Annotated in this window: 25 protein-coding genes; 10 read left to right on the top strand and 15 right to left on the bottom strand. The window is 73.8% G+C overall.

Going from position 1 to position 21208, the window contains the following annotated elements:
* Window positions 1-58: 58 nt before the first annotated feature.
* A complete protein-coding gene (locus AB0C78_RS25660) occupies window positions 59-508 on the bottom strand; it encodes a MarR family transcriptional regulator (protein WP_360752201.1) in 450 nt (149 codons plus the stop codon).
* 88 nt (window positions 509-596) lie between these two features.
* Here AB0C78_RS25660 and AB0C78_RS25655 point away from each other — a divergent pair, with 88 nt between their 5' ends.
* Entirely contained in the window at window positions 597-776 is a 180-nt protein-coding gene (locus AB0C78_RS25655) for a hypothetical protein (protein ID WP_360752197.1), read from the top strand.
* An 11-nt stretch (window positions 777-787) separates the two neighbouring features.
* Window positions 788-985, top strand: coding sequence for a hypothetical protein (locus tag AB0C78_RS25650; RefSeq protein WP_360752194.1), 198 nt, complete (start codon window positions 788-790; stop codon window positions 983-985).
* Here AB0C78_RS25650 and AB0C78_RS25645 read toward each other — a convergent pair.
* Window positions 979-1551, bottom strand: a complete 573-nt coding sequence (locus tag AB0C78_RS25645; protein WP_360752192.1) for a cysteine hydrolase — start codon at window positions 1549-1551, stop codon at window positions 979-981. The two genes, AB0C78_RS25650 and AB0C78_RS25645, sit on opposite strands and share 7 nt — an antisense overlap.
* 97 nt (window positions 1552-1648) lie before the next feature.
* On the opposite strand from AB0C78_RS25645, the gene AB0C78_RS25640 reads away from it, so the two are divergent.
* Entirely contained in the window at window positions 1649-2308 is a 660-nt protein-coding gene (locus AB0C78_RS25640) for a PhzF family phenazine biosynthesis protein (RefSeq protein WP_360752189.1), read from the top strand.
* A 21-nt stretch (window positions 2309-2329) separates the two neighbouring features.
* On the top strand, window positions 2330-3088 hold the full coding sequence (locus tag AB0C78_RS25635) for a class I SAM-dependent methyltransferase (protein WP_360752186.1): 759 nt from the start codon (window positions 2330-2332) through the stop codon (window positions 3086-3088).
* Between the two features lie 34 nt (window positions 3089-3122).
* Here AB0C78_RS25635 and AB0C78_RS25630 read toward each other — a convergent pair whose 3' ends face one another.
* From AB0C78_RS25630 to AB0C78_RS25605, 6 genes are all read right to left on the bottom strand, one after another.
* The gene (locus tag AB0C78_RS25630; RefSeq protein ID WP_360752184.1) at window positions 3123-3869 is read right to left on the bottom strand and encodes a GNAT family N-acetyltransferase; all 747 of its coding nucleotides are present in this window, start codon (window positions 3867-3869) and stop codon (window positions 3123-3125) included.
* Between the two features lie 182 nt (window positions 3870-4051).
* On the bottom strand, window positions 4052-5272 hold the full coding sequence (locus AB0C78_RS25625) for an epoxide hydrolase (protein WP_360752182.1): 1221 nt from the start codon (window positions 5270-5272) through the stop codon (window positions 4052-4054).
* Window positions 5273-5322: 50 nt separating this feature from the next.
* Window positions 5323-5733 (bottom strand): nuclear transport factor 2 family protein, encoded by a 411-nt coding sequence (locus AB0C78_RS25620; protein WP_360752179.1) that lies wholly within the window; start codon window positions 5731-5733, stop codon window positions 5323-5325.
* 142 nt (window positions 5734-5875) lie between these two features.
* A complete protein-coding gene (locus AB0C78_RS25615) occupies window positions 5876-6682 on the bottom strand; it encodes a hypothetical protein (protein ID WP_360752177.1) in 807 nt (268 codons plus the stop codon).
* Between the two features lie 148 nt (window positions 6683-6830).
* On the bottom strand, window positions 6831-7364 hold the full coding sequence (locus AB0C78_RS25610; protein ID WP_360752174.1) for a DinB family protein: 534 nt from the start codon (window positions 7362-7364) through the stop codon (window positions 6831-6833).
* 65 nt (window positions 7365-7429) lie between these two features.
* The gene (locus tag AB0C78_RS25605) at window positions 7430-8518 is read right to left on the bottom strand and encodes a sulfite oxidase (RefSeq protein WP_360752172.1); all 1089 of its coding nucleotides are present in this window, start codon (window positions 8516-8518) and stop codon (window positions 7430-7432) included.
* A 62-nt stretch (window positions 8519-8580) separates the two neighbouring features.
* Here AB0C78_RS25605 and AB0C78_RS25600 point away from each other — a divergent pair, with 62 nt between their 5' ends.
* The gene (locus tag AB0C78_RS25600; RefSeq protein WP_360752169.1) at window positions 8581-8931 is read left to right on the top strand and encodes a DUF202 domain-containing protein; all 351 of its coding nucleotides are present in this window, start codon (window positions 8581-8583) and stop codon (window positions 8929-8931) included.
* 57 nt (window positions 8932-8988) lie between these two features.
* Here AB0C78_RS25600 and AB0C78_RS25595 read toward each other — a convergent pair whose 3' ends face one another.
* The 3 genes from AB0C78_RS25595 to AB0C78_RS25585 form a co-directional block, all read right to left on the bottom strand.
* Window positions 8989-10206 (bottom strand): lipase family protein, encoded by a 1218-nt coding sequence (locus tag AB0C78_RS25595; protein WP_360752168.1) that lies wholly within the window; start codon window positions 10204-10206, stop codon window positions 8989-8991.
* A gap of 164 nt (window positions 10207-10370) precedes the next feature.
* Window positions 10371-11126, bottom strand: a complete 756-nt coding sequence (locus tag AB0C78_RS25590; protein WP_360752165.1) for an endonuclease/exonuclease/phosphatase family protein — start codon at window positions 11124-11126, stop codon at window positions 10371-10373.
* 102 nt (window positions 11127-11228) lie between these two features.
* Window positions 11229-12212 carry a helix-turn-helix domain-containing protein gene (locus tag AB0C78_RS25585; RefSeq protein WP_360752162.1) on the bottom strand — a complete coding sequence of 328 codons (984 nt, stop codon included), beginning with the start codon at window positions 12210-12212 and terminating at the stop codon, window positions 11229-11231.
* A 71-nt stretch (window positions 12213-12283) separates the two neighbouring features.
* Between AB0C78_RS25585 and AB0C78_RS25580 the strand changes: the two genes are divergently transcribed.
* The 5 genes from AB0C78_RS25580 (at window position 12284) to AB0C78_RS25560 (ending at window position 16903) form a co-directional block, all read left to right on the top strand.
* The gene (locus tag AB0C78_RS25580; protein WP_360752159.1) at window positions 12284-13744 is read left to right on the top strand and encodes an MFS transporter; all 1461 of its coding nucleotides are present in this window, start codon (window positions 12284-12286) and stop codon (window positions 13742-13744) included.
* A 224-nt stretch (window positions 13745-13968) separates the two neighbouring features.
* The gene (locus tag AB0C78_RS25575) at window positions 13969-14364 is read left to right on the top strand and encodes a hypothetical protein (protein ID WP_360752156.1); all 396 of its coding nucleotides are present in this window, start codon (window positions 13969-13971) and stop codon (window positions 14362-14364) included.
* Between the two features lie 90 nt (window positions 14365-14454).
* A complete protein-coding gene (locus AB0C78_RS25570; protein WP_360752154.1) occupies window positions 14455-15552 on the top strand; it encodes an LLM class flavin-dependent oxidoreductase in 1098 nt (365 codons plus the stop codon).
* Complete coding sequence (locus AB0C78_RS25565; protein ID WP_360752151.1) at window positions 15549-16583, top strand: helix-turn-helix transcriptional regulator; 1035 nt, start codon at window positions 15549-15551, stop codon at window positions 16581-16583. Before AB0C78_RS25570 ends, AB0C78_RS25565 begins: the two co-directional genes overlap by 4 nt.
* Before the next feature lie 74 nt (window positions 16584-16657).
* Window positions 16658-16903: a hypothetical protein gene (locus tag AB0C78_RS25560; RefSeq protein ID WP_360752149.1), complete on the top strand. Its 246-nt coding sequence runs from the start codon at window positions 16658-16660 to the stop codon at window positions 16901-16903.
* Here the strand turns inward: AB0C78_RS25560 and AB0C78_RS25555 are convergent.
* From AB0C78_RS25555 to AB0C78_RS25540, 4 genes are all read right to left on the bottom strand, one after another.
* Window positions 16900-18696, bottom strand: a complete 1797-nt coding sequence (locus AB0C78_RS25555) for an SDR family oxidoreductase (protein ID WP_360752146.1) — start codon at window positions 18694-18696, stop codon at window positions 16900-16902. The two genes, AB0C78_RS25560 and AB0C78_RS25555, sit on opposite strands and share 4 nt — an antisense overlap.
* A 79-nt stretch (window positions 18697-18775) precedes the next feature.
* A complete protein-coding gene (locus AB0C78_RS25550; protein ID WP_360752143.1) occupies window positions 18776-19306 on the bottom strand; it encodes a GyrI-like domain-containing protein in 531 nt (176 codons plus the stop codon).
* The gene (locus tag AB0C78_RS25545; protein WP_360752140.1) at window positions 19303-20061 is read right to left on the bottom strand and encodes a MerR family transcriptional regulator; all 759 of its coding nucleotides are present in this window, start codon (window positions 20059-20061) and stop codon (window positions 19303-19305) included. The genes AB0C78_RS25550 and AB0C78_RS25545 overlap by 4 nt, the downstream gene beginning before the upstream one ends.
* 37 nt (window positions 20062-20098) lie before the next feature.
* Complete coding sequence (locus AB0C78_RS25540) at window positions 20099-21181, bottom strand: CapA family protein (protein ID WP_360752138.1); 1083 nt, start codon at window positions 21179-21181, stop codon at window positions 20099-20101.
* Window positions 21182-21208 lie beyond the last annotated feature (27 nt).

Genomic DNA, 21208 nt, shown 5'->3' with positions numbered 1-21208 from the left:
CACCCCCGGACGGGTCGCCGGCGGCGACAGGCAGTGGCGGCGTCAGAGGGCGGCTGCGTCAGGGAGTGGCGGCGGCGATGACGCGGGTGAGGGTGCCGTGCAGGTCCTCCAGCTCGTCCAGGCCCATGCCGAGCCGCTCCATGATCGTGGCGGGAATCCTCTCCGCCCGCTCGCGCAGGGCCCGGCCCGCGTCGGTGACGGTGACGGCGAGCAGCCGCTCGTCCCGGCTGTCGCGCTCGCGGCGGATCAGGTCGGCGGACTCCAGCCGCTTGAGCAGCGGCGACAGCGTCCCGGGGTCGAGCTGCAGCAGCCGGCTCAGCTCCTTGACCGACAGCTGCCCGTGCTCCCAGAGCGCCAGCATCACCAGGTACTGCGGATGCGTCAGCCCCATCGGCTCCAGGATCGGGCGGTAGAGCGCGAGCACGCTGCGCGACGCCACCACCAGCGCGAAGCACACCTGGTTCTCCAGCGCCAGCGGGTCGGGGACGTCGTCCAGATCACGTGCCACGGTTCCTCCACTCGCCGGGGGCGTCGGCTATAAAGGTTACTACCGCAACGTTTTGTACACCAACGGTTGGCGAGGCAACGGAGGACGCATGTTCCGCAGGGCCCCCCTGGAAGAGCGCATCGCCCGCCGCCAGGCCGAGCTCGAGCCCCGCCCCCGCGGCGGCGGCCAGTTCGACCACCCCACCGCCAAGTACCTGTTCATCGGGCTGCTGGTCGTGACCGTGGCCGCGCACGTCATCGGCGGCGTCCTGTTCGCCGTCATGGGCTGAGAGGGGAACGCATGGCGCTCCGACGGCCGTCCTTCCTGCCGTCCCTGGACGAACTGGAGCAGCAGGCCCAGGACCGCTCCGCGCAGGGGGCCCGGAAGGGCTCGCAGTTCGACCACCCGACCGCCAAGTACCTGTTCATGGTCATGCTCGTGGTGACCGTCGTCGCGCACGTGGTCGCCGGTGTCGTCTTCCTCGTCATGGGTCACTGAGCGGCGAGGCCGGCGACCCACTGCGCGCTCGTCATGACGTCGGCCTCGCGCGGGAAGAACCGCTCCACCAGGAACCGGTGCATCTCCTCGTCGGCGTCGTCGCACCCGTCCGACAGGACGATCTGCGCGTACTGCCGCTCCGTCGCGTCCCGCAGCGTGCTGATGACGACGCCGCTGGTCGCGAGGCCGGTCAGCACGAGCGTCCCGGCGCCGCGCGCGCGGAGCAGCGCGTCCAGGTCCGTGCCGGCGAACGCGCTGAAGAAGCGCTTGTCGAGGACGGGCTCGCCGGGCAGCGGCGCGACCGCCGGATGGATCTCGCTCTCCGGGTTCGACTCAGTGAGGACGTCGGTGCCGGTCAGCCCCCGGAACGGCTTGTTCAGCGGCCCGATCTCCGGGTGCCCGTCGCGGTGCACGACCCGGACGTGGATCACCGCGACGCCCGCCGCGCGGGCCGCCGCCACCGTCTCCGCCAGCCGCGCGAGGTACCGGTCCGCCCGGTCCCCGAGCTGCGCCGCCACGACGCGCTGGACGTCCATCACCAGAAGGGCCTGAATGCTCGCGTTCACGGCGGACATCCCACCGCCCGCCGGGGCGCCGCGTCCAACAGCCGTCCGGCCGGATCGACAACCGCGCGTTGTCACCGCAGCGTGGTTGACTGGCCCGATGATCGATCACGAGGTGCTGCGCGTCTTCTGCGGGCCGGACGGCGCGCACGGCAACCGGCTCGGGGTCGTCCGCGACGGCGCCGCCGTCCCCGGCGAGGCCCGCCGCCAGGCGGTCGCGAAGGACCTGGGCTTCAGCGAGACGATCTTCGTCGACGACGCCGCGCGCGGCGCGATCGACATCTACACGCCGTCCGCGCGGCTGCCGTTCGCCGGGCACCCGTGCGTCGGCGCCGCGTGGCTGCTCGGGGTGCCCGCCCTGGTCACGGCGGCGGGCGTGGTGGACGTCCGGCGCGACGGCGACCTCACCTGGATCGCGGGCCGCGCCGAGTGGGCGCCCGGCCGCACGCTGCGCGAGTACGGGTCCGCCGAGGAGGTCGACGCGCTGCCCGTCCCGCCGCCCGGCGAGTGGATCTACGCGTGGGCCTGGCAGGACGAGCCGTCCGGCCGGGTCCGCGCCCGCGGGTTCCCCGGCCGCGGCGACGGCATCGCCGAGGACGAGGCGACCGGCGCCGCCGCGCTGCTGCTCACGGCCCGGCTCGGGCGCCCGCTCACCGTCACGCAGGGGCGCGGCTCGCAGATCATGACGGCGCCGCGGCCGGGCGGCCTCATCGAGGTGGCCGGGCGGGTCCGGCGCGACGCGCCCGATCAAACCGGTTGACCCGGCTGCGAGCATGGCCCCATGGACCGCACGTTCGACGACCTGGTGGACGAGGCCGCCGCCGCCCCGGTCGACGGCTGGGACTTCTCCTGGCTGGAGGGCCGGGCGACCGAGCAGCGTCCCTCCTGGGGGTACCAGCGGCTGATGAGCGCGCGGCTCGCGCGGGCCACCGCCGCGCTGGACCTGCAGACCGGCGGCGGCGAGGTGCTCGCCGAGGCCGAGGCGTTCCCGCCGACGATGGTCGCGACCGAGGCGTGGCCGCCGAACGTCGCCAGGGCGACCCGGCTGCTGCACCCGCGGGGCGCGGCGGTCGTCGTCCACCCCGACGAGCCGCCGCTGCCGTTCGCGGACGGCGCGTTCGACCTGGTCACCAGCCGCCATCCGGCCGTCGTCGAGTGGCCGGAGATCGCCCGCGTCCTCGCGCCCGGCGGCACGTACTTCGCCCAGCACGTCGGCCCCGCCAGCGTCTTCGAGGTGACCGAGTACTTCCTCGGCCCGCAGCCCGAGGCGCGCGCCAAACGCGACCCGGAGATCGAGAGCGCGGACGCCCGCGCCGCCGGCCTCGACATCGTCGACCTGCGCGCCGAACGGCTCCGCATGGAGTTCCTCGACATCGGCGCCGTCGTCTACTTCCTGCGCAAGGTGATCTGGATCGTTCCCGGCTTCACCGTCGACCGGTACCGCGACCGGCTCCGGGACATGGACGAGCTGATCCGGCGCGACGGGTCGTTCGTCGCGCACTCGTCCCGCACCCTCTTCGAGGCCCGCAAGCCGGCGTGAGCGGGACCCGGCCGGGACCGGGCCCCGCTGCCGCCTACGGCCGCGAGATGTGCAGGATCTCGGCCGCGCGCTCGTAGCCCGCGCGGCGGTAGATGCGCTCCGCGCCGTCGTTGTCCGGCATGAGGAACGGCGTGGTGATCCCGGCGTCGCGTCCCTCGCGGGTGAGCCACGCCGTCAGCGCCGCCGCGATCCCGCGCCGCCGGTGGGACGCGCGGACGCCGACGCCCGCGAGCTCGCTGACGCCCTCGTGCGGCGGCCCGAACTGGCCGGCGCCGGCGCCCTCGCCGGTCGCCGCGTCCCTGGCGAGGGCGATCAGGCCGCCCCGCTCGGCGACGCCGCGCAGCCGCGCCACGTCGTGCGCGGTGGCGTCCGGCATGCCGTACGCCTCGCTCTGCACCCGCGCGACCTGCCACAGCAGTTGGTCGTCCGCGGCCCGGACGATCTCGATCGCGCCGTCCACGGCCGGCATCGGCGGCGTACCGGCGCACGTGAGGATCGGCAGGCGCCGCTCCGCCGCGAACCCGGCCGCGAGGAGCGCCGCCTCCACGGCGGGCGCCGCCGCGGGCAGGTACTCCAGGCGCGGCGTCCGGTGCCGCTCCGCGAACGCGTCGACCAGGTCCCGGACATCGCCCGGCGCGGGCCGGGCACCGTCGTCCGGGATGGCGTAGTTGAAGAAGAGGCCGTCGCTGTGCTCGTCGAAACGGGCCAGGAACGGCGGGACGCGGACGGCGTCGACGCCCGCGGCGGCACGCAGGTAGGCGTGCACGTCGGATTCGAACATGGTGAGGAGACCCCAACTGGTCAGGTGAAAGGGAACGGCGTGTTCGGGCCGCTCCGGAACCGGCACCGGACGCGGGACGCGGCGTCCCGCCCGGTGGTGCGCAGCGGCCCGTCAGCGGGTCGCAGGCACAGGCCTCACTCCTCGAGTCCGTGTGATCGATCGACGCGGGGCAATCTACCGGGTCAGCGGCGGCCGCGGAACGTGCGGCGGAGGTCGGCGACCCACTCCTCCGGGATCTCCCACGGGATGAAATGGCCGCCGCGGTCGTGCGCGGTCAGGTTGACGTGGTTGTACCAGCCGCCGCGGTCGCTCCGGACGAAGTGCTCGACCCGCTGCTCCGTGGTGACGCCCGGCGGGTTCTCGTAGCCGACGAACGTGATGCCGGTGGGCGCCTCGACCACGGGCCACCGGTCGTGCGACGGCGTCCACGGGTACCGGTTGTTGTTGGCGTACGTCCGGACCGACGTGCCGATCGAGTTGGTCACCCAGTAGATCATCGCGTGCGTGAGCAGGTCGTCCCGGGTGAAGACGGTCTCGATGTCGCCGCCGTCGTCGCTCCACCGCGTCCACCGCTGCAGGATCCAGGCGAGCATCCCGGCGGGCGAGTCCGACAGCCCGTACGCCAGCGTCGACGACTCCAGCAGGTGCGCCGAGAGGTGCACCGCGAACCGCCGCTCCATCTCGATGGCGCGCTCACGGATGCCGGGCGGGCCGTCCGGGAGGGGATGCCCGCCGGTGATGTCCCACCCCCGGTCGCCGTTGAACAGCGTGAGCTTCAAGCCGGACCCGATGTGGATCCCGTACAGCTCCTCGGCGTACTTGTGCCCGAGCTGGCCGGTGACCAGCGCCCCGACGTCGCAGCCCGCCGCCGCGTACCGCTCGTACCCGAGCGTCCGCGTCATGAGGACGTGCCACAGGTCGGCGACCTTCCAGAAGTTCATGTCCGGGTGATGCGGCAGCGGGCCCGAGAACCCGAACCCGGGGAACGACGGGACGATCACGTCGAACGCCTCGGCGGGATCGCCGCCGTGCGCACCCGGGTCCGCCAGCGGGTCGACGACCTTGGACCAGTGCCAGAACGTCCAGGGCCAGCCATGCGTGAGGATCAGCGGCGTCGCATCGGGACCGGCGCCCGGACGCCGCATGAAGTGCACCGGCACGCCCTCGACGTCGATGCGGTAGTGCTCGTAGGCGTTGATGGCGGCCTCGGCCTTGCGCCAGTCGTACCCGTCCCGCCAGTACTCGACGAGCCCCTGCAGGTAGGTGCGCTTCACGCCGTAGTAGCCGTCGTCGTTACCCGCGTCGTCCGGCCAGCGCGTCAACTCCAACCGCCGCCGCAGATCGTCGAGCACACCGTCCGGCACCCGGATCGGTACCGGCTCCAGCGGAAACCCCCTGGCCATCGTCGCCTCCTGCGAACGAGCGCGCGGAACCCGGCAAATATATCACCGATTTATTTAAATCCCTGATCTATTTCCCGGGTCACCTGGTCGACGCGCTCGATGCGGCCGTCCGGCGCCAGCCGCCCGAACATGTAGATCTCGGCGGCGAACGTCCGCCCCTTCCGCATCCGGGTGCGGAGCGTGTACCGGGCCGCGAACCGGTCGCCCGAGACCAGCGCTTCGTGGATCTCCAGCCCCGCCAGGTCCGCGGCGGCCATCCCGTCCCGGTCGACGTTCTTGCGGACCGGCCCGACGTGGTCGATCATCCGCCGCCGGTCGATCACGAGCCCGTCGTTGCAGTAGGCGAACTCCGGCACGAAGTAGCGGTCGAGGATCGCGCCCGGCTCCTCATCGGAGACGGCCATGTCGCGGGTGTACCCGACGAGGAAGTCGGCCAGGTCGCTCGCGGAACGGATCACCATGGGAAGCTCCCCTTCGTAGGAGTACGCCATACGCTTACGTCCCGGGCCAACGTACGGCACCCCCGTAGGGTTCCCGCATCAGACGCACCCAGAGCGCCACGGTGGGCCCGCGCTGGGAGGGGGCGCGGGCCCGGGGGGGGCGTTACTTCGTGCGGGCGGACATCTTCGGGTACATCTCCGAGTACTGCTTGCCGCCGAAGTACGAGGTCAGCTGCGCGTGGTTGGCGCCGGACGCGGACGGGAGGCCGCCGCGGAGGTCGGCGATCGGCGCCGCGAAGCCGCAGCCGTTGGTCTTCGGCACGGCGAACGTGTCGTCGGTGGCGTTGATCTTGACCCAGAACGTGCCGTCCGGGCCCGGGGCCGGCGTGATGTCCGCCAGGTCCAGGTCGAGGGAGATCGGCGCGGTGTCGGAGCCGACGTAGCAGGTGTCGCCGAGCAGCTGGTTGATCAGCTTGATCTTCAGGTCGAGCCGGGTCTTCCGGTCGACGATGTCGAGGTCGATCTTCCCCGCGTACTGGGGCTTCACCTTCAGCGCGAACAGCGGGATCTTCTCGGTGCCGGGGATGCCGAGGGCGCCGCCCGCGACGGTCATCGCGGTGCTGCGCATCTTCACGAACTTGGAGATCTCCGCCCCGGTCCTCGGGTCGGTGCCGGACAGCAGCGTGATCCGCATCGGCGCGGTGATCTGCTGGTCGATGCCGCCGATCTTCATGCGGCCCGCGTTGGTCACCAGCACGTTGCAGAACCAGTCCGCGGGGTCGGCGCCGACCGGCAGGACGTCGGGGCAGTCCGACAGGTCCAGCGTGGCGGGCGGCGCGTCGGCGGCGGACGCCTGGGCGCGCGGCTTCGGGGCGGCCTGCGCGGACGCGGCGGACGCGGCCGCCAGGGCGGTGCCGGCGAGGCCCGCCGACAGGGACAGCACGGCCAGCCGCTTGAACAGGGACGACACAGGGATCCTCTCGCTGGGGGTGGAACCGCGGCGGGGGGCGTGCCGAGACGACCGGACCGGCGATCCGGGCTACTCGCGAGTATGGAGCGATCCAACGGGATAAAAGATCATGTGTCAATAGGGTCCTCGCACCTGACCGGCGGGGCGTTCAGGCGCGGTGCGGGTAGAGGTCGCGGAGGACGCCGAGTTCGGCGGAGTGGTGGGTGAACTCGTCCAGCACGTGCAGGGCGGTGTCGATCACCGGGTGGTCGGCGTAGCCGAAGAAGGCCGGGCCGGACGGTTCCCACAGCCGTTCCTCGGGCATCGCGGCGAACGGCTCGCGCCAATGGACGCGAAAGGCCGACTCCAGGAAACCGATCCCGCCCGCGGCCGTTCCGGAGAATTCGACGTCGTCCAGCGTGATGTTGCGGCCCTGGAAAAGCCGGATCCCGAAGTCGGTGAACATGAGGCCGACATGGCCGATGCGCCAGGCGAGGGTCGCGACCGGCACCGGGTCGGGGGCCGGGCCGCCGCCGCCCTCGCCGTCGATGAGCCAGCGGCCCGCGGCGTCGGGGCGCAGCGTCCAGCCGTCCGGGACGGGCTCCCAGAGGTACTCGGCGTCGGTGAGGCCGCCGAGACGGTCGCTGGTCCGCCGCCATACCTCGTCGAATGCCCGGCCGATCGAATTCCGGACGCTGTTCATCGGATTCCCCTCCTGAGCGCCGACGCCGGACCATTGAGAATAGTGACCGGCGGCCGGATGTTCACTCAGGTGCAGGTGAGGCGAATGCGCGCCCAGGACGTGTTCGCGTAGCCCTTGGGATTCCACAGGTGGACGGGCGATTCGGGCTGCACGGCGCCCGCGGAGTCCCACGCGCGCGCGGTGATCTCGGCCTCGCCCGCGGGCAGGTCGAGGGTGGTGCGCCAGTGCCGCCACGTCCACGGGGAGTCGCCGTCGTCGAGGACCGCCTGCGTCCAGGACCGGCCGCCGTCCGCCGAGACGTCGACCCGGGCGACGGTGCGGTCCCCGCCCGCCAGCGCGTAGCCGGTGATCTCGGTGGGGCCGGACGGGACGCGGGCGCCGTCGTCCGGGCGCAAAATGGCGCAGTTCACCACGATCGGGCCCAGCGGGATGCCGTCGTCCGGCCCGGCCTGCGCCGGGTCCGCGTCGGGCGGCAGGACGCGGTACGCGGTGGCCTGGAAGTAGTTGTCGGACGGGTCGGCGCGCGCGCTGACCCGGGTGAGCCATTTGACGCTGCGGGCGCCGATCCAGCCGGGGACGACCGCGCGCAGCGGCGCGCCGTGCACGCGCGGCAGCGGCCGCCCGTCCATCGCCCACGCGAGCAGGACCTCGGGACGGAGGGCCTTGTCCACGGTGATGGATCCGCCGTAGGGCTGCGGCGGGTCGGCGAGCCGGGAGACGTCGGGCGCGGCGAACTCGATGTGCGCGGCCTCGGGGCGCAGCCCGGCCGCGGCGAGGACGTCGGCGAGGCGGACCCCCGTCCAGAGCGCGGTGGACGTGGCGCCCGGCCCCCACGGGTCCTCGCCGGGGATGGCGCGGACCTCGGCCAGCCCGGCGCGGCGGTTCCCCGCGCATTGCAGCGTGGCCGCGACCTCGTGCTCGTCGAACCGTTCGCGCAGGTCCGCCGGCGACAGGTCGAGAGGGTGCTCGACGAGGCCGTCCACCGTCAGCCGCCAGGCGGCCGGGTCGAGGTCGGGGACGGGACCGTGGTTGCGGCTGTAGAAGGTGTCGGGCGGGGTCGTCCGGCGGCCGGCCAGCGCGGCGCGGGGCGGCTCGGCGTTGAACGGGTCCCGCTCGTGCACCAGCATGTCGTCCCGTTTCCCCCACAGGCTCATGACCTGCGAATACCCGGGAATACAGGCTCGAAGCCGCACGCCTCGCTCCGGGAGGACCCGCCATGCAGGAACCCGCCGCGCAGGACGGCGGCGACCCCGACCTCGCCCGCGACCACCTCGCCAACGAGCGCACGTTCCTCGCCTGGATGCGGACGGCGGCGGGGGTGATGGTGCTCGGCCTCGCCGTCGCGAAGATCATCGAGGACGGCGGCGCGCGGACCGTCGCCGCCGGGATCGTCCTCATCGCCACGGGCGTGGCGGGCATGGGCTACGCCGCGGTGCGCTACCGGGCCGCCGCCGCCGCGATCGACGGCCGGCGGCCGTCCCCGGCCGCGCGGACGGAGGGGCCGCTGGCCGCGGGCGGCGTGCTGATCGTCGCGATCGCCGCCGCCCTCGTCCTGCTGCTCTGGTGAGGGCGGGCCGCCGCCCTGGTGCGCGCCTCGGGAGGCCCGCCCTCACCGCGCGTCCGATCAGCAGTCGTTGACGGGCGCCTTGCCGGCGAACCGGTCGTTCAGGAAGTTCACCGCGTCGTTCTGCCGCACGACCATCTCCAGGGCGTGCTCGCCGATCGCGTCGCGGACGACGTGGACGGTGGCGCCGCGCGAGCACCACGCCTTCACCATCGCGTCGTCCTGCGCGACCGGGACGATCTCGTCGGTGTTCGCGTGGTAGTCGAACACCGGCACGGCGGGCGCGGCGGACCCGAGGGTGTTGGCCTTCAGGACGGCCCGGACGCGCGGCACGGCCAGCGGGTCCGGGACGGTGCTGTAGCCGGCGAGCTTCTTGAACGCGAACGACGTGAGCAGGTCCGTCAGGCACTTGCCGGAGGCGTCCGCCATCGCCTGCTTGCCCTTGTCGTTCATCAGCGAGCCGATGTCCATCTCCGGGTACTCGGTGCCGAGGCTGACCGCGGCGGCGGCCTCGAAGCCGGAGAAGACGCCGCCGTCCAGCGACCGCGCGACGGCCTCCGGGTCGGCGGGGATGCCGCCCATCGACGCCCCGGCGAGCTTCACCTCGGGCGCGTAGGACGGCTGGAGCTCCGCGGCCCAGCCGGTGGCCTGGGCGCCGCCGGAGTAGCCGGCGAGCGCCCACGGCGCCGTCGCGGGGAGGCCCGCGTCCGTGAACCGCCGCACGGCGCGGATCCCGTCGAGGACGGCGTGCCCGGCCTGGACGCCCGCCATGAACACCGACTTCGGGCCCTCGAAGTCGGGCATGGCGACGGCCCAGCCCTTGCTCAGCATCGGCCCGGCGTAGATCGCGGCGGACGAGGCGAACAGGTCGCCGGAGGCGAGGCCGTAGGACGGGGCGCACTGCGAGCCGGTGGAGTCCTCGGCGGCCTGCACCGACACGACCGGCCGCGCGCCGGACCCGGTCCAGGCCGCCTTCGGCACCAGCACGGACGTGACCGCGAGTTCCGGCGTCCCGTGCGAGTCGTTGGTGCGGTACGAGACCTGCCAGGCGTTCGCCGTGTCGGCCACGTTCCCGGCCTTGGGCGTGAAGGCGCGGGACGCGACGATCGCGCCCGGCGCGTAACTGCCGATGTTCGCCGGCGCCTTGTAGAAGGGGTCCTTGTCGGGCGGGACCGAGCCCGGCACGGTGTCCGCCGACGCGGGCGCGGCCAGGCCGGTCGCGGCGAGCGCGCCTGCGACGGCGAGCGTCGCCGCGGCGCGGAGGGGGGAGCGTCTCATCACGGCCTCCGGGGTGGGGACGGAACAGGCGAAACGGCGGCGTTCCGCTAAGACCCACCCACTGTAAGGGATCACTTGCGTCGTGTTTATGGCCGCGGCTGAGCAACTCCCGGCCCGGAATGTGGGCCCCGCCACCAACCCCGCCGTCCCGCCCCAGGCCAGCTCTACGCGGTGAAGGCGGCGGCCAGGCCGTAGTGGTCGGACAGGTGGCACGCGCGGCCGTCGGGAAGGCGGATCTCGTCCTTGAAGACCACGGCCGTGGTCGCCGCCAGCGGCGGGGTGGCCAGGATCTGGTCGATGGGTTCGAGGCTGAGTTCCGGCGTGGGACGGAACGTCGTCGCGGGGTCGCCGTTCAGGACGTCCGCGAGGCCGGTGGCGGCGCGGAAGTCGCGGAGGAGGGGCGACCTGCGGGGGACGTTGAAGTCGCCGGCGACGATCAGGGGGTCCGTCAGGCGCGGGTGCGCGAGGAATTCCGCCAGTTGCGCGAGTTCGTTCGCCTCGATGCGGGTGTAGGGGTTCGCGAGGTCCCAGTCGTTGTCCATATTCGCCGTCAGGTGCGTGTTGGCGACCGTGATGTGCTCGTTCCCGGATCGCACGCGGGTCAGCAGGACGCCTTTGCGCAGGAGTCCTTCAAGGCGGGGGCGGCCCGTGAACCGGTACGGGTGGAAATGGCGGCGGACGATCGGCCGCCGGGAAAGCGTGACGAGCCCGCCGCGAACGAGCGGCACGGACGGCCCGTGCGCGACGTACGGGTACGACGGCGTCGCCCTGCGGAGCACCGCGAGATTGAGCGGGGAGACGACTTCCTGCAGGCACACCACGTCGTACGGCGAGTCCTCGAGGATCGCGGCGAGCGCTCTGATCCGGGCGCGCGAGTCGCCGCGGAAAAGCGTGTTGAACGTCAGCAGGCCGAGGTTCACGAGCGCTCGGCGAAGTATTGGGCGGCGAGGCGTTTCGGGGCCTGCGTGTCGTCCCATGTGGCCATGGAGGCCACGATAAACGGTGCCGACCGGATTCGGCGGTCAGCCGGCCGGAACGCGGCGGTGGGCGCGCCGGTATTCGCTCGGGGTGACGCCGAGTTCGCGGGCGAAGTGGGTGCGGAGGTTCGGCGCCGTACCGAGGCCGCATTTCTCGGCGACGAGGTCAATGGAAAGGTCGGTCCCCTCAAGGAGTTCGCGGGCGCGGATGACGCGCTGGGCGAGGAGCCATTGCAACGGGGTCGTCCCCGTTTCGGCGTGGAAGCGGCGGATGAGGGTGCGCCCGGTCAGCCCGGCGCGGGCCGCGAGGTCGGCGGTGGTGAGGGGGCGGTCGAGCCGCGCCAGCGCCCACTGCAGGACGGGGCCGAGGCCGTCCGCGCGGCCGGACGGCGGCAGCGGGGTCTCGACGTACTGGGCCTGCCCGCCGGTGCGGTGCGGCGGGACGACCATCTGGCGGGCGACGGCGTTGGCGACGTCCGCGCCGAGGTCCTGCCGGATGACGTGCAGGCACAGGTCGATGCCGGCGCTGTTGCCGGCGCCGGTGAGCAGGTCGCCGTCGTCGATGTAGAGGACGGACGTGTCCGCTTCCACGGACGGGAACCGCTCGCGCAGGACGGGCGCGTGCTTCCAGTGCAGCGCGGTACGGCGGCCGTCGAGGAGGCCGGCGGCGGCGAGGACGAACGCGCCGGAGCACAGCGACACGATCCGGGCGCCGCGCGCGTGCGCGGCCCGGACGGCCTCGATGACCTGCGGCGACGGATCGGTCAGCACGTTCCCGGCGGCCGGGACGACGACCGTGTCGGCGATGTCCAGGACGTCCAGGCCGTGCGGGGCGGCGACCTGGAACGCGCCGGGCAGGTCGTCCTGCCCGGACGAGCCGCGCAGCGGGGACGGGCCTTCGGAGCAGAGCCGGACGTCGTACCAGGGGCCGCTGTGGGACGGCGGCGGCGAGCCGAACAGCTGGCAGGGGATGGCGACCTCGAAGACCGGTGCGCCCGGGACGACCAGGATCGCCAGAGTCCGCGTCATGTCAGTAATCTATCGAACGCTGTCAATCCTGCCACTCGTGGCGGGCCCGGCCGCTTTCGATCATTGACGGCATGAACGCACGGACGAAGACCCGGCGGGCACCGCACCCGGCCGGCACGCAGGCCCCGGCCGACAGGCAGGCCTCGGAGGGCACGCAGGCCCCGGACGCGCGGCGGTGGCTTGTGCTCGCCGTCGCGTCAGCGGCGCAGTTCCTGGCGATCCTCGACCTGTTCGCGGTGAGCGTCGCGTTCCCGGCGCTGCGGCGCACGTTCGACGGCGCGCCGCTGCCGCAGGTGTCGTGGGTGCTGAACGCCTACACCATCGTGCTCGCGGCGCTGCTCGTCCCGGCGGGGCGGCTCGCCGACGACACGAGCCGCAAGAAGAGCTTCCTCGCCGGGATGGCGCTGTTCGGGGCGGCGTCGGTGGCGTGCGCGGTGGCGCCGACCCTGCCGGCGCTGGTCGCGGCGCGGGTCGTCCAGGCGGCGGCGGGGGCGGTGCTCGTCCCGACGTCGCTCGGGCTGGCGCTGCCCGCGTTCCCCAAGCGCGAGCACCCGACCGTCATGGGGATCTGGACGGCGGTGGCGGCGTTCGGCGGCGGCTGCGGGCCGGTGCTCGGCGGGCTGCTGCTGATGGCGGGCTGGCGCTGGATCTTCCTGATCAACGTGCCGGTGACGGCGGCGGCGATCCTGGCCGGCCGGCGGCTGCTGCCGGACACGCCGCGCAAGGCGCGGCAGCGGCTCGACCTGCTGGGGTCGGCGCTGGTGCTGGGCGCGGCGACGGCGCTGACCGCGCTGCTCGTCCAGGCGTCGGGCTGGGGCTACGGCTCGGCGCGGACGGCGGCGTGCGCGGTCGCGGCGGCCGTGCTCGGGACGCTGGCGGTCGCGCACATGCGGCGGCACCCGAACCCGGTGATCGGCCCGGACCTGTTCCGGCACCGGCCGTTCGCGGTCGCGGTGTCCGGGGTCTTCCTCTACTACCTGGTGTTCGCGGCGACGCTGGTGGCGGCGACGCTGTTCTTCACGGGGGTGTGGCACTACCCGATCGTCCGGGCGGGCGTGGGGATCGCGCCGATCCCGCTGTCGTGCATGGTGATGTCGCCGTTCTCCGGACGGATCGTCGGGCGCATCGGAGGCCGGGCGTCGGCGGTGCTGGGCGGGCTGGCGCTCGCGGCGGGCTGCGGCTGGTGGGCGGTACTCGCCTCGCCGGAGCCGTCCTACCTGGTGATGTTCGTGCCGGGCGCGCTGCTGGTCGGGGTGAGCACGGCGCTGCTGCAGCCGCCGCTGTTCGGGTCGGCGGCGTCGCTGCCGGCGGACCGGCTGTCGCTGGGGTCGGCGGTGCTGATGATGGCGCGGCAGATCAGCTCGGCGCTCGGCATCGCGGTGCTGGCGGTGCTGTTGGGGGACGCGGCGCGGCCGTCGGTGGCGGGCTTCCGGCACGGCTGGCTGTTCATGGTCGGGGCGGCACTGCTCTCCGCCCTGGTTTCCCGCTATTTCCGGACAGATTACAACAATCCAGAGAAATGCCGTAAATAGGGGAGCGTGGCTGGCCGGAATGCGAAGCTGCCTATCCGGTTAGCGTTGCGTACGAAGGGCGGCCCGGGGCATAGTTGGTTCCGCACGTTCTCGCGTTTCTCCTCCCACGGAAGACAGAAGGTTCACCAGCCCCGATCAATGGCCCTCGATTTTCCGGAAGAACGCGACATACGTGACCTGGGACCCGCCATCACCCGCTCGCGACCGCGCCGGAAGGCCCTTCGATGCCCAGCGATCCCGCCCGCTCCCCGCTCGGCGACCAGCACGTCTGCTCGATGCCCGGCTGCCGCCGCCCGTCCTGCTTCCAGGTCCGCCTGGAGACCGGCGGCCCGCCGCCCGGCCGGGCCTCCCGCGCCCCCGCCTCCCGTGGCCGCGAAACCGCGCCCCGCGCCGCCTCCCGCGACACCGCGGCCCGCGCGCGCGACACCGCAGGCCGCGCCGGCGACTCCTGCGGCACCCACCTCACCGACGTCGTCCAGGCCCTCGCCCACCGGTGCCGCGGATGCTCCGGCGAGACGGCGCGGATCGTCGTCTACGCGACCCCCGAAGGCCGGCACGCCGAGGGGAACGGACCGCCCGGACCATTCGACCGGCTCACCCTCGGGGTCATCCCGATATGAACGCCGGCGGCCATTGCCCGCACCCGACACCCTTCCGATACTGGGCGAAGTCGGATGCACGCGGACGAGGCCGGACGAAGGTGAATCTCGATGGGATTCCAGCTTGGCTTGTTCTCCCCCAACACCGAATCGGGACTGGCGATAACCACGGTTCCGGAAAGGTGGCGGGCCACGTGGGACAACAATCTGCGCCTCGCCCGCCTCGCCGACGAGACCGGGATCGACTTCCTGCTCCCCGTCGCCCGCTGGACCGACTGGGGCTCCGGCACCGACTTCCACCAGAGCGTCCTCGACCCGCTGGTGTGGGCGTCCGGCCTGCTCGCCGCCACGACGCGCCTGCGCGTCTTCACCACCGTCCACACCGCGTTCCACCACCCGATCGTCGCCGCCAAGCAGCTCGCGACCGCCGACCACCTCAGCCGCGGACGCGTCGGGCTGAACATCGTCGCCGGCTGGCACGCCCCCGAGTACGAGATGTTCGGCCTCACGCTCCCCGACGACCACGACACCCGGTACGCCTACGCGCAGGAATGGTGGGACGTCGTCCGGCGCATCTGGTCGAGCACCGAGCCGTTCGACCACGACGGCCCGTACTTCCACCTCCGGCGCGTCGTCGGCTCGCCGAAGCCGTACAACGGGCGGAGCCTGCCGGTGATCAACGCCGGGTCGTCGCGGCAGGGCCGGTCGTTCGCCGCCCGCAACGCCGACCGCGCGTTCACGGTCGTCGCGGGCCCGGAGGACGGTGCGGAGGTCGTCGCCGCCATCCGCAAGGAGGCCGCCTCGTACGGCCGGAGCGTCGGAGTCTTCACCCTCGGGCACGTCGTGTGCCGCCCCACCCGCGCCGAAGCGGAGGACCAGTTGCACTACTACGCCGATGAGTACGCCGACTGGCCCGCGGTGGATGAGGTGATGCGTCTGCAGGGCCTGCACGCCCAGTCGTTCACCCCGGAGATGCTGCAGATCTACCGGGACCGGTTCGCCGCCGGGCACGGCAGCTGCCCGCTGGTCGGCGACCCCGACGACGTCGCCGACGGGATCGCCGAGTTCGCCCGCGCGGGCTTCGACGGGATCGCGCTGTCGTTCCTCGACTACGCCGGCGAGCTGGGCTACTTCGCCGCCGAGGTCATGCCGCGGCTGCGCGCACGCGGCGTCCTGCCGCTGGCCGCCGCACCGGGCGGCTCGCCGTGACCGCCGCCGCCGGGCCGCCGCCCCCGGCGGACGCGCCTCCGGGAGACGAGCCGCCGCTGTCGGCGTACCAGCGGGTCGCGAGCGGCGACCTCGACGTCCTGCACCGGACCGTCGAACCGTACGCCGTCGGCCACGACCTCCAGGCCCGCGAGCCCGGCAGCCCGCTGGACGGCCGGGTCAACGCGCTCGGCGTCGGCGCGGTCAAGCTCGTCTGGGTCCGCTACGGCGGCGCCGGCGTCATCGTCGACACCCCGCCGACCGAGGGCGCGTTCGCGCTGTGCGCGCCGATCGCACCGATGGGCGTGGAGTACCGCCGGTCGGGCCGCCGCGCCACCGCGGCCGGCACCCTCGTCGTCTCGCACGACGAGGCGATGCGGCTGACCCCGGACCCCCGGCACGGCTGCCTGGTGATCGCGACGAGCACCGGCCGGCTCGCCGACCACCTCGGCGGCCTCCTCGGCCACGACCACGACCCGCCGCTGCGCTTCCACAGCGTGGACGGCCCGGCCCTCGCCCCCGCGTCCATCGTCGAGCGGACGTGGCGGCACGTGTGCGGCGTCCTCGACGACACCGCGGCGGCGGGCCTGCATCCGCTCGCGGCGCGCAGCCTGGAGGAGTCGCTGCTCACCTCGATCCTGCTCGGCCTGCCGCACACCGCGACGCCGGAGCTGGCGGAGCCGCCGCGGCGCGCCCCGCACCATCTCGCCGGATTCATCCGGGAATGGGTGGAGGCGCACCACGACCGGCCGATCGGCGCGTCCGACATCGCGGCGGCGGCCGGGATCGGCGTCCGGCAGCTCCAGGCGATCTGCCGCGCCCAGTGGGGGCTCACCCCGACGCAACTGCTGCGCGGCGTGCGCCTCGACCGCGCCCGCGCCGCGCTCCGGTCGTCCGGGCCCGGCCGGCGGACGGTCTCGGACGCCGCCACGGCCGCCGGCTACCTGCACATGGGCCGGTTCGCGGAGCACTACCGGCGGCGCTTCGGCGAGACCCCGACCGAAACCCTGCGACGCTCGTCCCCGCCCGCCTGACGGCAGCCGTCCGGACGCGCGGCATCGACCTTGGTCGGTATCCCGCGCGCCCCCGCCCCGGCAGGCTCGGCGGTATGAACGACCCGAAGTCCTACGACGGACTGTCCTCCTTCGTGTTCATGCTCGGGGTGTACGTGGGCGTCGTGCCGTTCGCCAGCCAGCTGTTCGGCTGGGAGCCGGACGGCCCGAAGCGGTTCCTGGTCGCCGCCGGGCGGCTGCCGTCCCCCGCGTGGTGGATCGTGTCGCTGCTCGCGATCGGCGTCGCGTTCGCGCTGCTCTGCTGGATCGACACCGCCAAGAAGCGCCGCTTCCCGGGCTAGCGCGGTCCGGCGTGGCGGTCCTGGACGCCGGCGAGGAGGCGGTCGCCGGCGCGGCGGCCGAGGCGGGCGAGGGCGCGGTTCGCGGCGGGCGAGACGCGGGCGATGGTCCGGGCGACGTGCGCCTCGACGGCGACCGGGACGACCGCCGCGTCCTGCCGGACGGCGCGCAGGATCGCCCGCGCGACCTTCTCCGGCGGGAACCCGCGCCGCTCGATCGCGCGGCCCATCTTCTCGCGGAGCTCGGCGTCCACCGCCGGGGCCATCCCGACGAACCGGGTCTGCCGGGTGATCGGGGTGTCGACCGCGCCGGGGCAGATCGCGGTGACGCCGATGCCGTAGCGCTCCATGTCGAGCCGGAAGCACTCGGCGAGCTGCAGGACCGCCGCCTTCGTCGCGCCGTAGGCGGGCAGCTCCGGGCTCGGCGTGAACGCGGCCAGCGACGACACGATGACGATGTGGCCGCCCTCGCCGCGCTCCACCATCTGCCGCCCGAACAGCCGGGACCCGCGGTACATGCCGTCGACGTTGATGGAGCGGATGCGCTCCCAGTCCTCCTCCGGCGTCTCCAGCAGCGACCCCGCGAGGGCGATTCCTGCGTTGTTGACGACGATGTCCGGGACGCCCCAGGTGTCCTTGACGTACTGGGCGAACTGCTCCATCGCGTCCGCGTCGGCGACGTCGACGCGGTAGACGTGGGCCTCGCCGCCCGCCGCGCCGATCTCGTCCACGGTTCGCTTGGCGCCGCCCTCGTCGATGTCGGCGACGACGACGCGCGCCCCGGCCGCGGCGAACGCGCGGGCCGTCGCGCGGCCGATCCCGCTGCCCGCGCCCGTGACGACGACGAGGTCGCCGCCGAACTCCTTGCCAGGCTCGGCGGCGGCCCGCGCGTGCGCGAGGCCGGGCGTCTCCGGGCCGCCCTCGACGTGCTCCACGAACTCGGTGATCCAGCGGGCGACCAGGTCGGGATGGCTGCGCGCCACCCAGTGCCCGGCCGGGGCGCGGCGCACGTACAGGTTCGGGACGACGCCGCGCGGCGACAGCAGCAGCGGCTGCGACCCGTACCGGTCCTTGATCGGGACGATCAGCTGGACGGGCACGTCGGTGCGCCCGTCGCCCTCGGACGGGGCGCCGCGGCGGCGGCCCATGTTCGCCCGGTACAGGCCGAGCCCGTTGCGGGCGTCCTGCGCGAGCGTCTCGGCCGGGTGCCCGGGACGCGGCTCGGCGCCCTCCCGCAGCCGCAGCCCGCGCGCGAACCCGGCGGGCAGCAGCCGCGCCGCCAGCTCCCCGGCGCGCGGCGCCATGAGCACCGGCATGTAGACGCTGCGGCGCGCCTGCGCCAGCACCTCCCGCACCCCGCGCGGCCCGGACCGGACGGCGGTCCGCACCCAGCGGGCGAGGTGCCGCCGGTCGGGGCCGGAGATCGAGGTGAACGAGGCGAACCGGCCGCGCAGCCGGTCGCCGATGACCGCCTCCCAGCCCTGCACCGACCCCCAGTCGTGGCCGACGAGGTGGACGGGCTCGTCCGCGCCGACGCCGTCGAGCACCGCCTCCAGGTCGCCCATCAGCGCGTCGAGGCCGTAGTCCAGCGGGTCGGACGGCGCGGACGAGCCGCCCGCGCCGCGCACGTCGTAGGTGATCACGCGGAACCGGCCGGCGAGCCGCTCGGCGACGTCGTCCCACATCGCGCCGGTGTCGGGGTACCCGTGGACGAGGACGACCGCCGGCCGGTTCCCCTCCCCGCGCTCCCGTACGGCCAGTTCGATCCCGCCCGACCTCACCCGCTGGTCCCGCATCGGCGCTCCCTGCCGCTCTAGGGGGTTTGCCCGAGAACCTACGCCGTTGAGATTCTCTGTCCAGGCCCCTCGGCGGACGTCAGCGGACGGGCTGGCGGAGGATCGTGCGCGCCTTCGCCTGGTCCGGCTCGTTCGGGTCGGACAGGTAGATCTCGTGGTGCAGGCCGTTCACCTCAAGGCCCTCCGCCTTGACCAGCGCGTCCATCTCGGCGAGGCTCGCGGGCTCGTCCGCGTACGGGCCGCGGTGCAGCATCTGCACGCACCGCCCCTCGGTGAACGTGACGCGCTGGACGCGCGCCGCCGCGGGCATCCCCCGCCTGACCTCCGTGACGGCGCCCTCGATCACGTCGACCCCGTCCGGCAGCCGCAGGAACAGGTGCCACCGCCAGTCCTCGCGCGGCACCTCGAACGGGGAGCGCTCGTCCTCCACCCACCAGCGGCCCTCCAGCGGGACCATCGGCGCGCCGAGCGCGCCCATCACCGCGTACAGCGCGCCGACGCTCGCCCCGTACTCCGCGCCGCCCGGCTCGCCGCGCCCGGTGACCGACAGCCCGGACACCGGGCCGAACTCCGCGATCTCCGGCTTCTCCGCCGCCTCGTACCAGCTCATCGGACATCCTCCAGTCGGATCAGCACCCGGGTCTCCAGGCGCTCGGGCGGCGTGCTGCCCGGATCGTTCAGGTAGACCTCCCGGACCGGGCCCGCGGGCGCGTGCCCGTGGTCGCCGAACCAGGCCAGCACGCCGTGGACGGTGAGCGCGATCTCCTCGTACGGGCCGGTGTGCAGCGCCTGCGCGAACGGGCCGCCGGGCAGGACGTCCTCGCCGGACGGCGACTCCAGCGCCACCCGCACCTCGAACTCGTCGGCCATGTCCAGCGGGAACAGCCCGACGAGGCTCGGCGGCCCTTCGGCCGCCCCGAGGAGGCGGGCCACGCAAGCCCCGGTCGCCGCGGCGATGCTCGCCGGGGTCGCCGGCTCGCTCACCAGCCGCACCCTCCGCGCCGGTTCCTCGGCGACCGACACGACCGTCTCCGGCAGCCCATCGGACAGCACCCGGTCCAGGAGCCGCAGCGCGCGGCGCCGCCGCGCCACGTCCGCCTCCAGCCGGTCCCGCGCGTCCCGCAGCGCCGCCGCGCCCTGACCTGCGAGGACGCGAGCGACCGCGGGGAGCGGGACGTCCAGCTCCCGCAGCATCCCGATCATCAGCGCGTCCCGCGCCTGTTCGGGCCGGTAGTACCGGTAGCCCGACGAGGGGTCGACCCACGCGGGGGCGAGAAGGCCCAGGTCGTCGTAGTGGCGCAGCTGCTTGACGCTCAACCGGCACAGCCGCGCGAACCGCCCGATGGGCAGGAGATCGTTGCTCACGTCCCCAGCCTGGCGTCTCCCACAGGGGGAGAGTCCACTAGGGACGCGCCGACAGCCCCGTGCAGGCGCGCAGGCCGTTCCACCGCTTCACCTCGGCGGCCGCCGCGGCGCCCGCCATCGGGATCGGCAGCCCGCCGGTGATCTGCGCCGGCTTCCACTTCGCCTTGGTGACCTTCCGGCCCTCCACCCGCAGCAGCAGCACCCCGGACTTCGCCGTCTCGCCGTGCGCCGACGAGAACACGAAATTGCCCATGCCGTAATGGACGTACCGGCCCTGCAGATACCCGCCGCCGAGCGGGATGTGCGCGTGCCCGCCGACGACGATGTCCGCGCCCGCGTCGACGAGCGCCTTCGCGAGCTCCTGCTGCCGCGGCAGCGGGCACGCCTTCAGCTCCTGCCCCCAGTGCAGGTGCACGATGACGAGGTCGGAGCCCTTCCGCGCGTCCTTCACCGCCTGCACCATCCGCGGCACGTCCTTCGCCGACGCGAGCCCGCCCTTGGCGCCCGTCGCCGTCCACGCCGAGACCAGGTTGTCGTCCAGCACCTGCGTCGCGCCGATGATCGCGATCCGGTTGCCCTTCACCGTCGTCCGGTACGCCTTGTACGCCTGGTCCGCGTCGCGCCCGATGCCGACGATCGGGAAGCCGCTGCGCTTGATCGCGGCGAGCGAGTCGCGCAGGCCCTCCTCCATGTAGTCCATGCCGTGGTTGTTCGCCATGGACGCGACGTCCACCCCGGCGCGGCGCAGCGCGGTCAGCGCCGACGGCGGCGCCCGGAACGTGAACTCCTTGCCGGGCGCCGGGGTGCCGCCCGTCGTGATCGCCGTCTCCAGGTTGACCATGGCGAGGTCCGCGGCGCGCAGCGTGGACGCGACCGGCCCGAGCGCGGTCGCCGGGTTCGCCAGCCGCGACCGCAGCTGCCCCTCGAAGTGCGTGTCCCCGCCGAACGCGATGACGATCGGCTGCGGCGCCGCCTTCGCCGGCGCCTGCCCCTTCGGCTTGGCCGGCGCCGCCGACGCGGGCGGCGTCGCCCCCCGCGCCTTCGACCCGTCGGACCCGCCGCACGCGGACGCGGCGGCGGCGATCAGCACGCCCACGGCTGCCACGGCGAAAACGCGCATGGGAGACCTCCCCGTCTTGATCGCCCA

The sequence above is a fragment of the Actinomadura sp. NPDC048394 genome, from assembly GCF_040651755.1.
Lineage (GTDB): Bacteria > Actinomycetota > Actinomycetes > Streptosporangiales > Streptosporangiaceae > Spirillospora > Spirillospora montaniterrae.
Note: the sequence above shows the minus strand (reverse complement) of the source record. Positions and strands in the feature narration are given on the sequence as shown.

Bases quoted from the DNA above. Each gene is read 5' to 3' on its own strand.
- AB0C78_RS25655 (WP_360752197.1), top strand. From the start codon at position 597: ATGTTCCGCAGGGCCCCCCTGGAAGAGCGCATCGCCCGCCGCCAGGCC.
- AB0C78_RS25650 (WP_360752194.1), top strand. From the start codon at position 788: ATGGCGCTCCGACGGCCGTCCTTCCTGCCGTCCCTGGACGAACTGGAG.
- AB0C78_RS25640 (WP_360752189.1), top strand. From the start codon at position 1,649: ATGATCGATCACGAGGTGCTGCGCGTCTTCTGCGGGCCGGACGGCGCG.
- AB0C78_RS25635 (WP_360752186.1), top strand. From the start codon at position 2,330: ATGGACCGCACGTTCGACGACCTGGTGGACGAGGCCGCCGCCGCCCCG.
- AB0C78_RS25630 (WP_360752184.1), bottom strand. From the start codon at position 3,869: ATGTTCGAATCCGACGTGCACGCCTACCTGCGTGCCGCCGCGGGCGTC.
- AB0C78_RS25625 (WP_360752182.1), bottom strand. From the start codon at position 5,272: ATGGCCAGGGGGTTTCCGCTGGAGCCGGTACCGATCCGGGTGCCGGAC.
- AB0C78_RS25620 (WP_360752179.1), bottom strand. From the start codon at position 5,733: ATGGTGATCCGTTCCGCGAGCGACCTGGCCGACTTCCTCGTCGGGTAC.
- AB0C78_RS25610 (WP_360752174.1), bottom strand. From the start codon at position 7,364: ATGAACAGCGTCCGGAATTCGATCGGCCGGGCATTCGACGAGGTATGG.
- AB0C78_RS25605 (WP_360752172.1), bottom strand. From the start codon at position 8,518: ATGAGCCTGTGGGGGAAACGGGACGACATGCTGGTGCACGAGCGGGAC.
- AB0C78_RS25600 (WP_360752169.1), top strand. From the start codon at position 8,581: ATGCAGGAACCCGCCGCGCAGGACGGCGGCGACCCCGACCTCGCCCGC.
- AB0C78_RS25595 (WP_360752168.1), bottom strand. From the start codon at position 10,206: ATGAGACGCTCCCCCCTCCGCGCCGCGGCGACGCTCGCCGTCGCAGGC.
- AB0C78_RS25585 (WP_360752162.1), bottom strand. From the start codon at position 12,212: ATGACGCGGACTCTGGCGATCCTGGTCGTCCCGGGCGCACCGGTCTTC.
- AB0C78_RS25580 (WP_360752159.1), top strand. From the start codon at position 12,284: ATGAACGCACGGACGAAGACCCGGCGGGCACCGCACCCGGCCGGCACG.
- AB0C78_RS25575 (WP_360752156.1), top strand. From the start codon at position 13,969: ATGCCCAGCGATCCCGCCCGCTCCCCGCTCGGCGACCAGCACGTCTGC.
- AB0C78_RS25570 (WP_360752154.1), top strand. From the start codon at position 14,455: ATGGGATTCCAGCTTGGCTTGTTCTCCCCCAACACCGAATCGGGACTG.
- AB0C78_RS25560 (WP_360752149.1), top strand. From the start codon at position 16,658: ATGAACGACCCGAAGTCCTACGACGGACTGTCCTCCTTCGTGTTCATG.
- AB0C78_RS25555 (WP_360752146.1), bottom strand. From the start codon at position 18,696: ATGCGGGACCAGCGGGTGAGGTCGGGCGGGATCGAACTGGCCGTACGG.
- AB0C78_RS25550 (WP_360752143.1), bottom strand. From the start codon at position 19,306: ATGAGCTGGTACGAGGCGGCGGAGAAGCCGGAGATCGCGGAGTTCGGC.
- AB0C78_RS25540 (WP_360752138.1), bottom strand. From the start codon at position 21,181: ATGCGCGTTTTCGCCGTGGCAGCCGTGGGCGTGCTGATCGCCGCCGCC.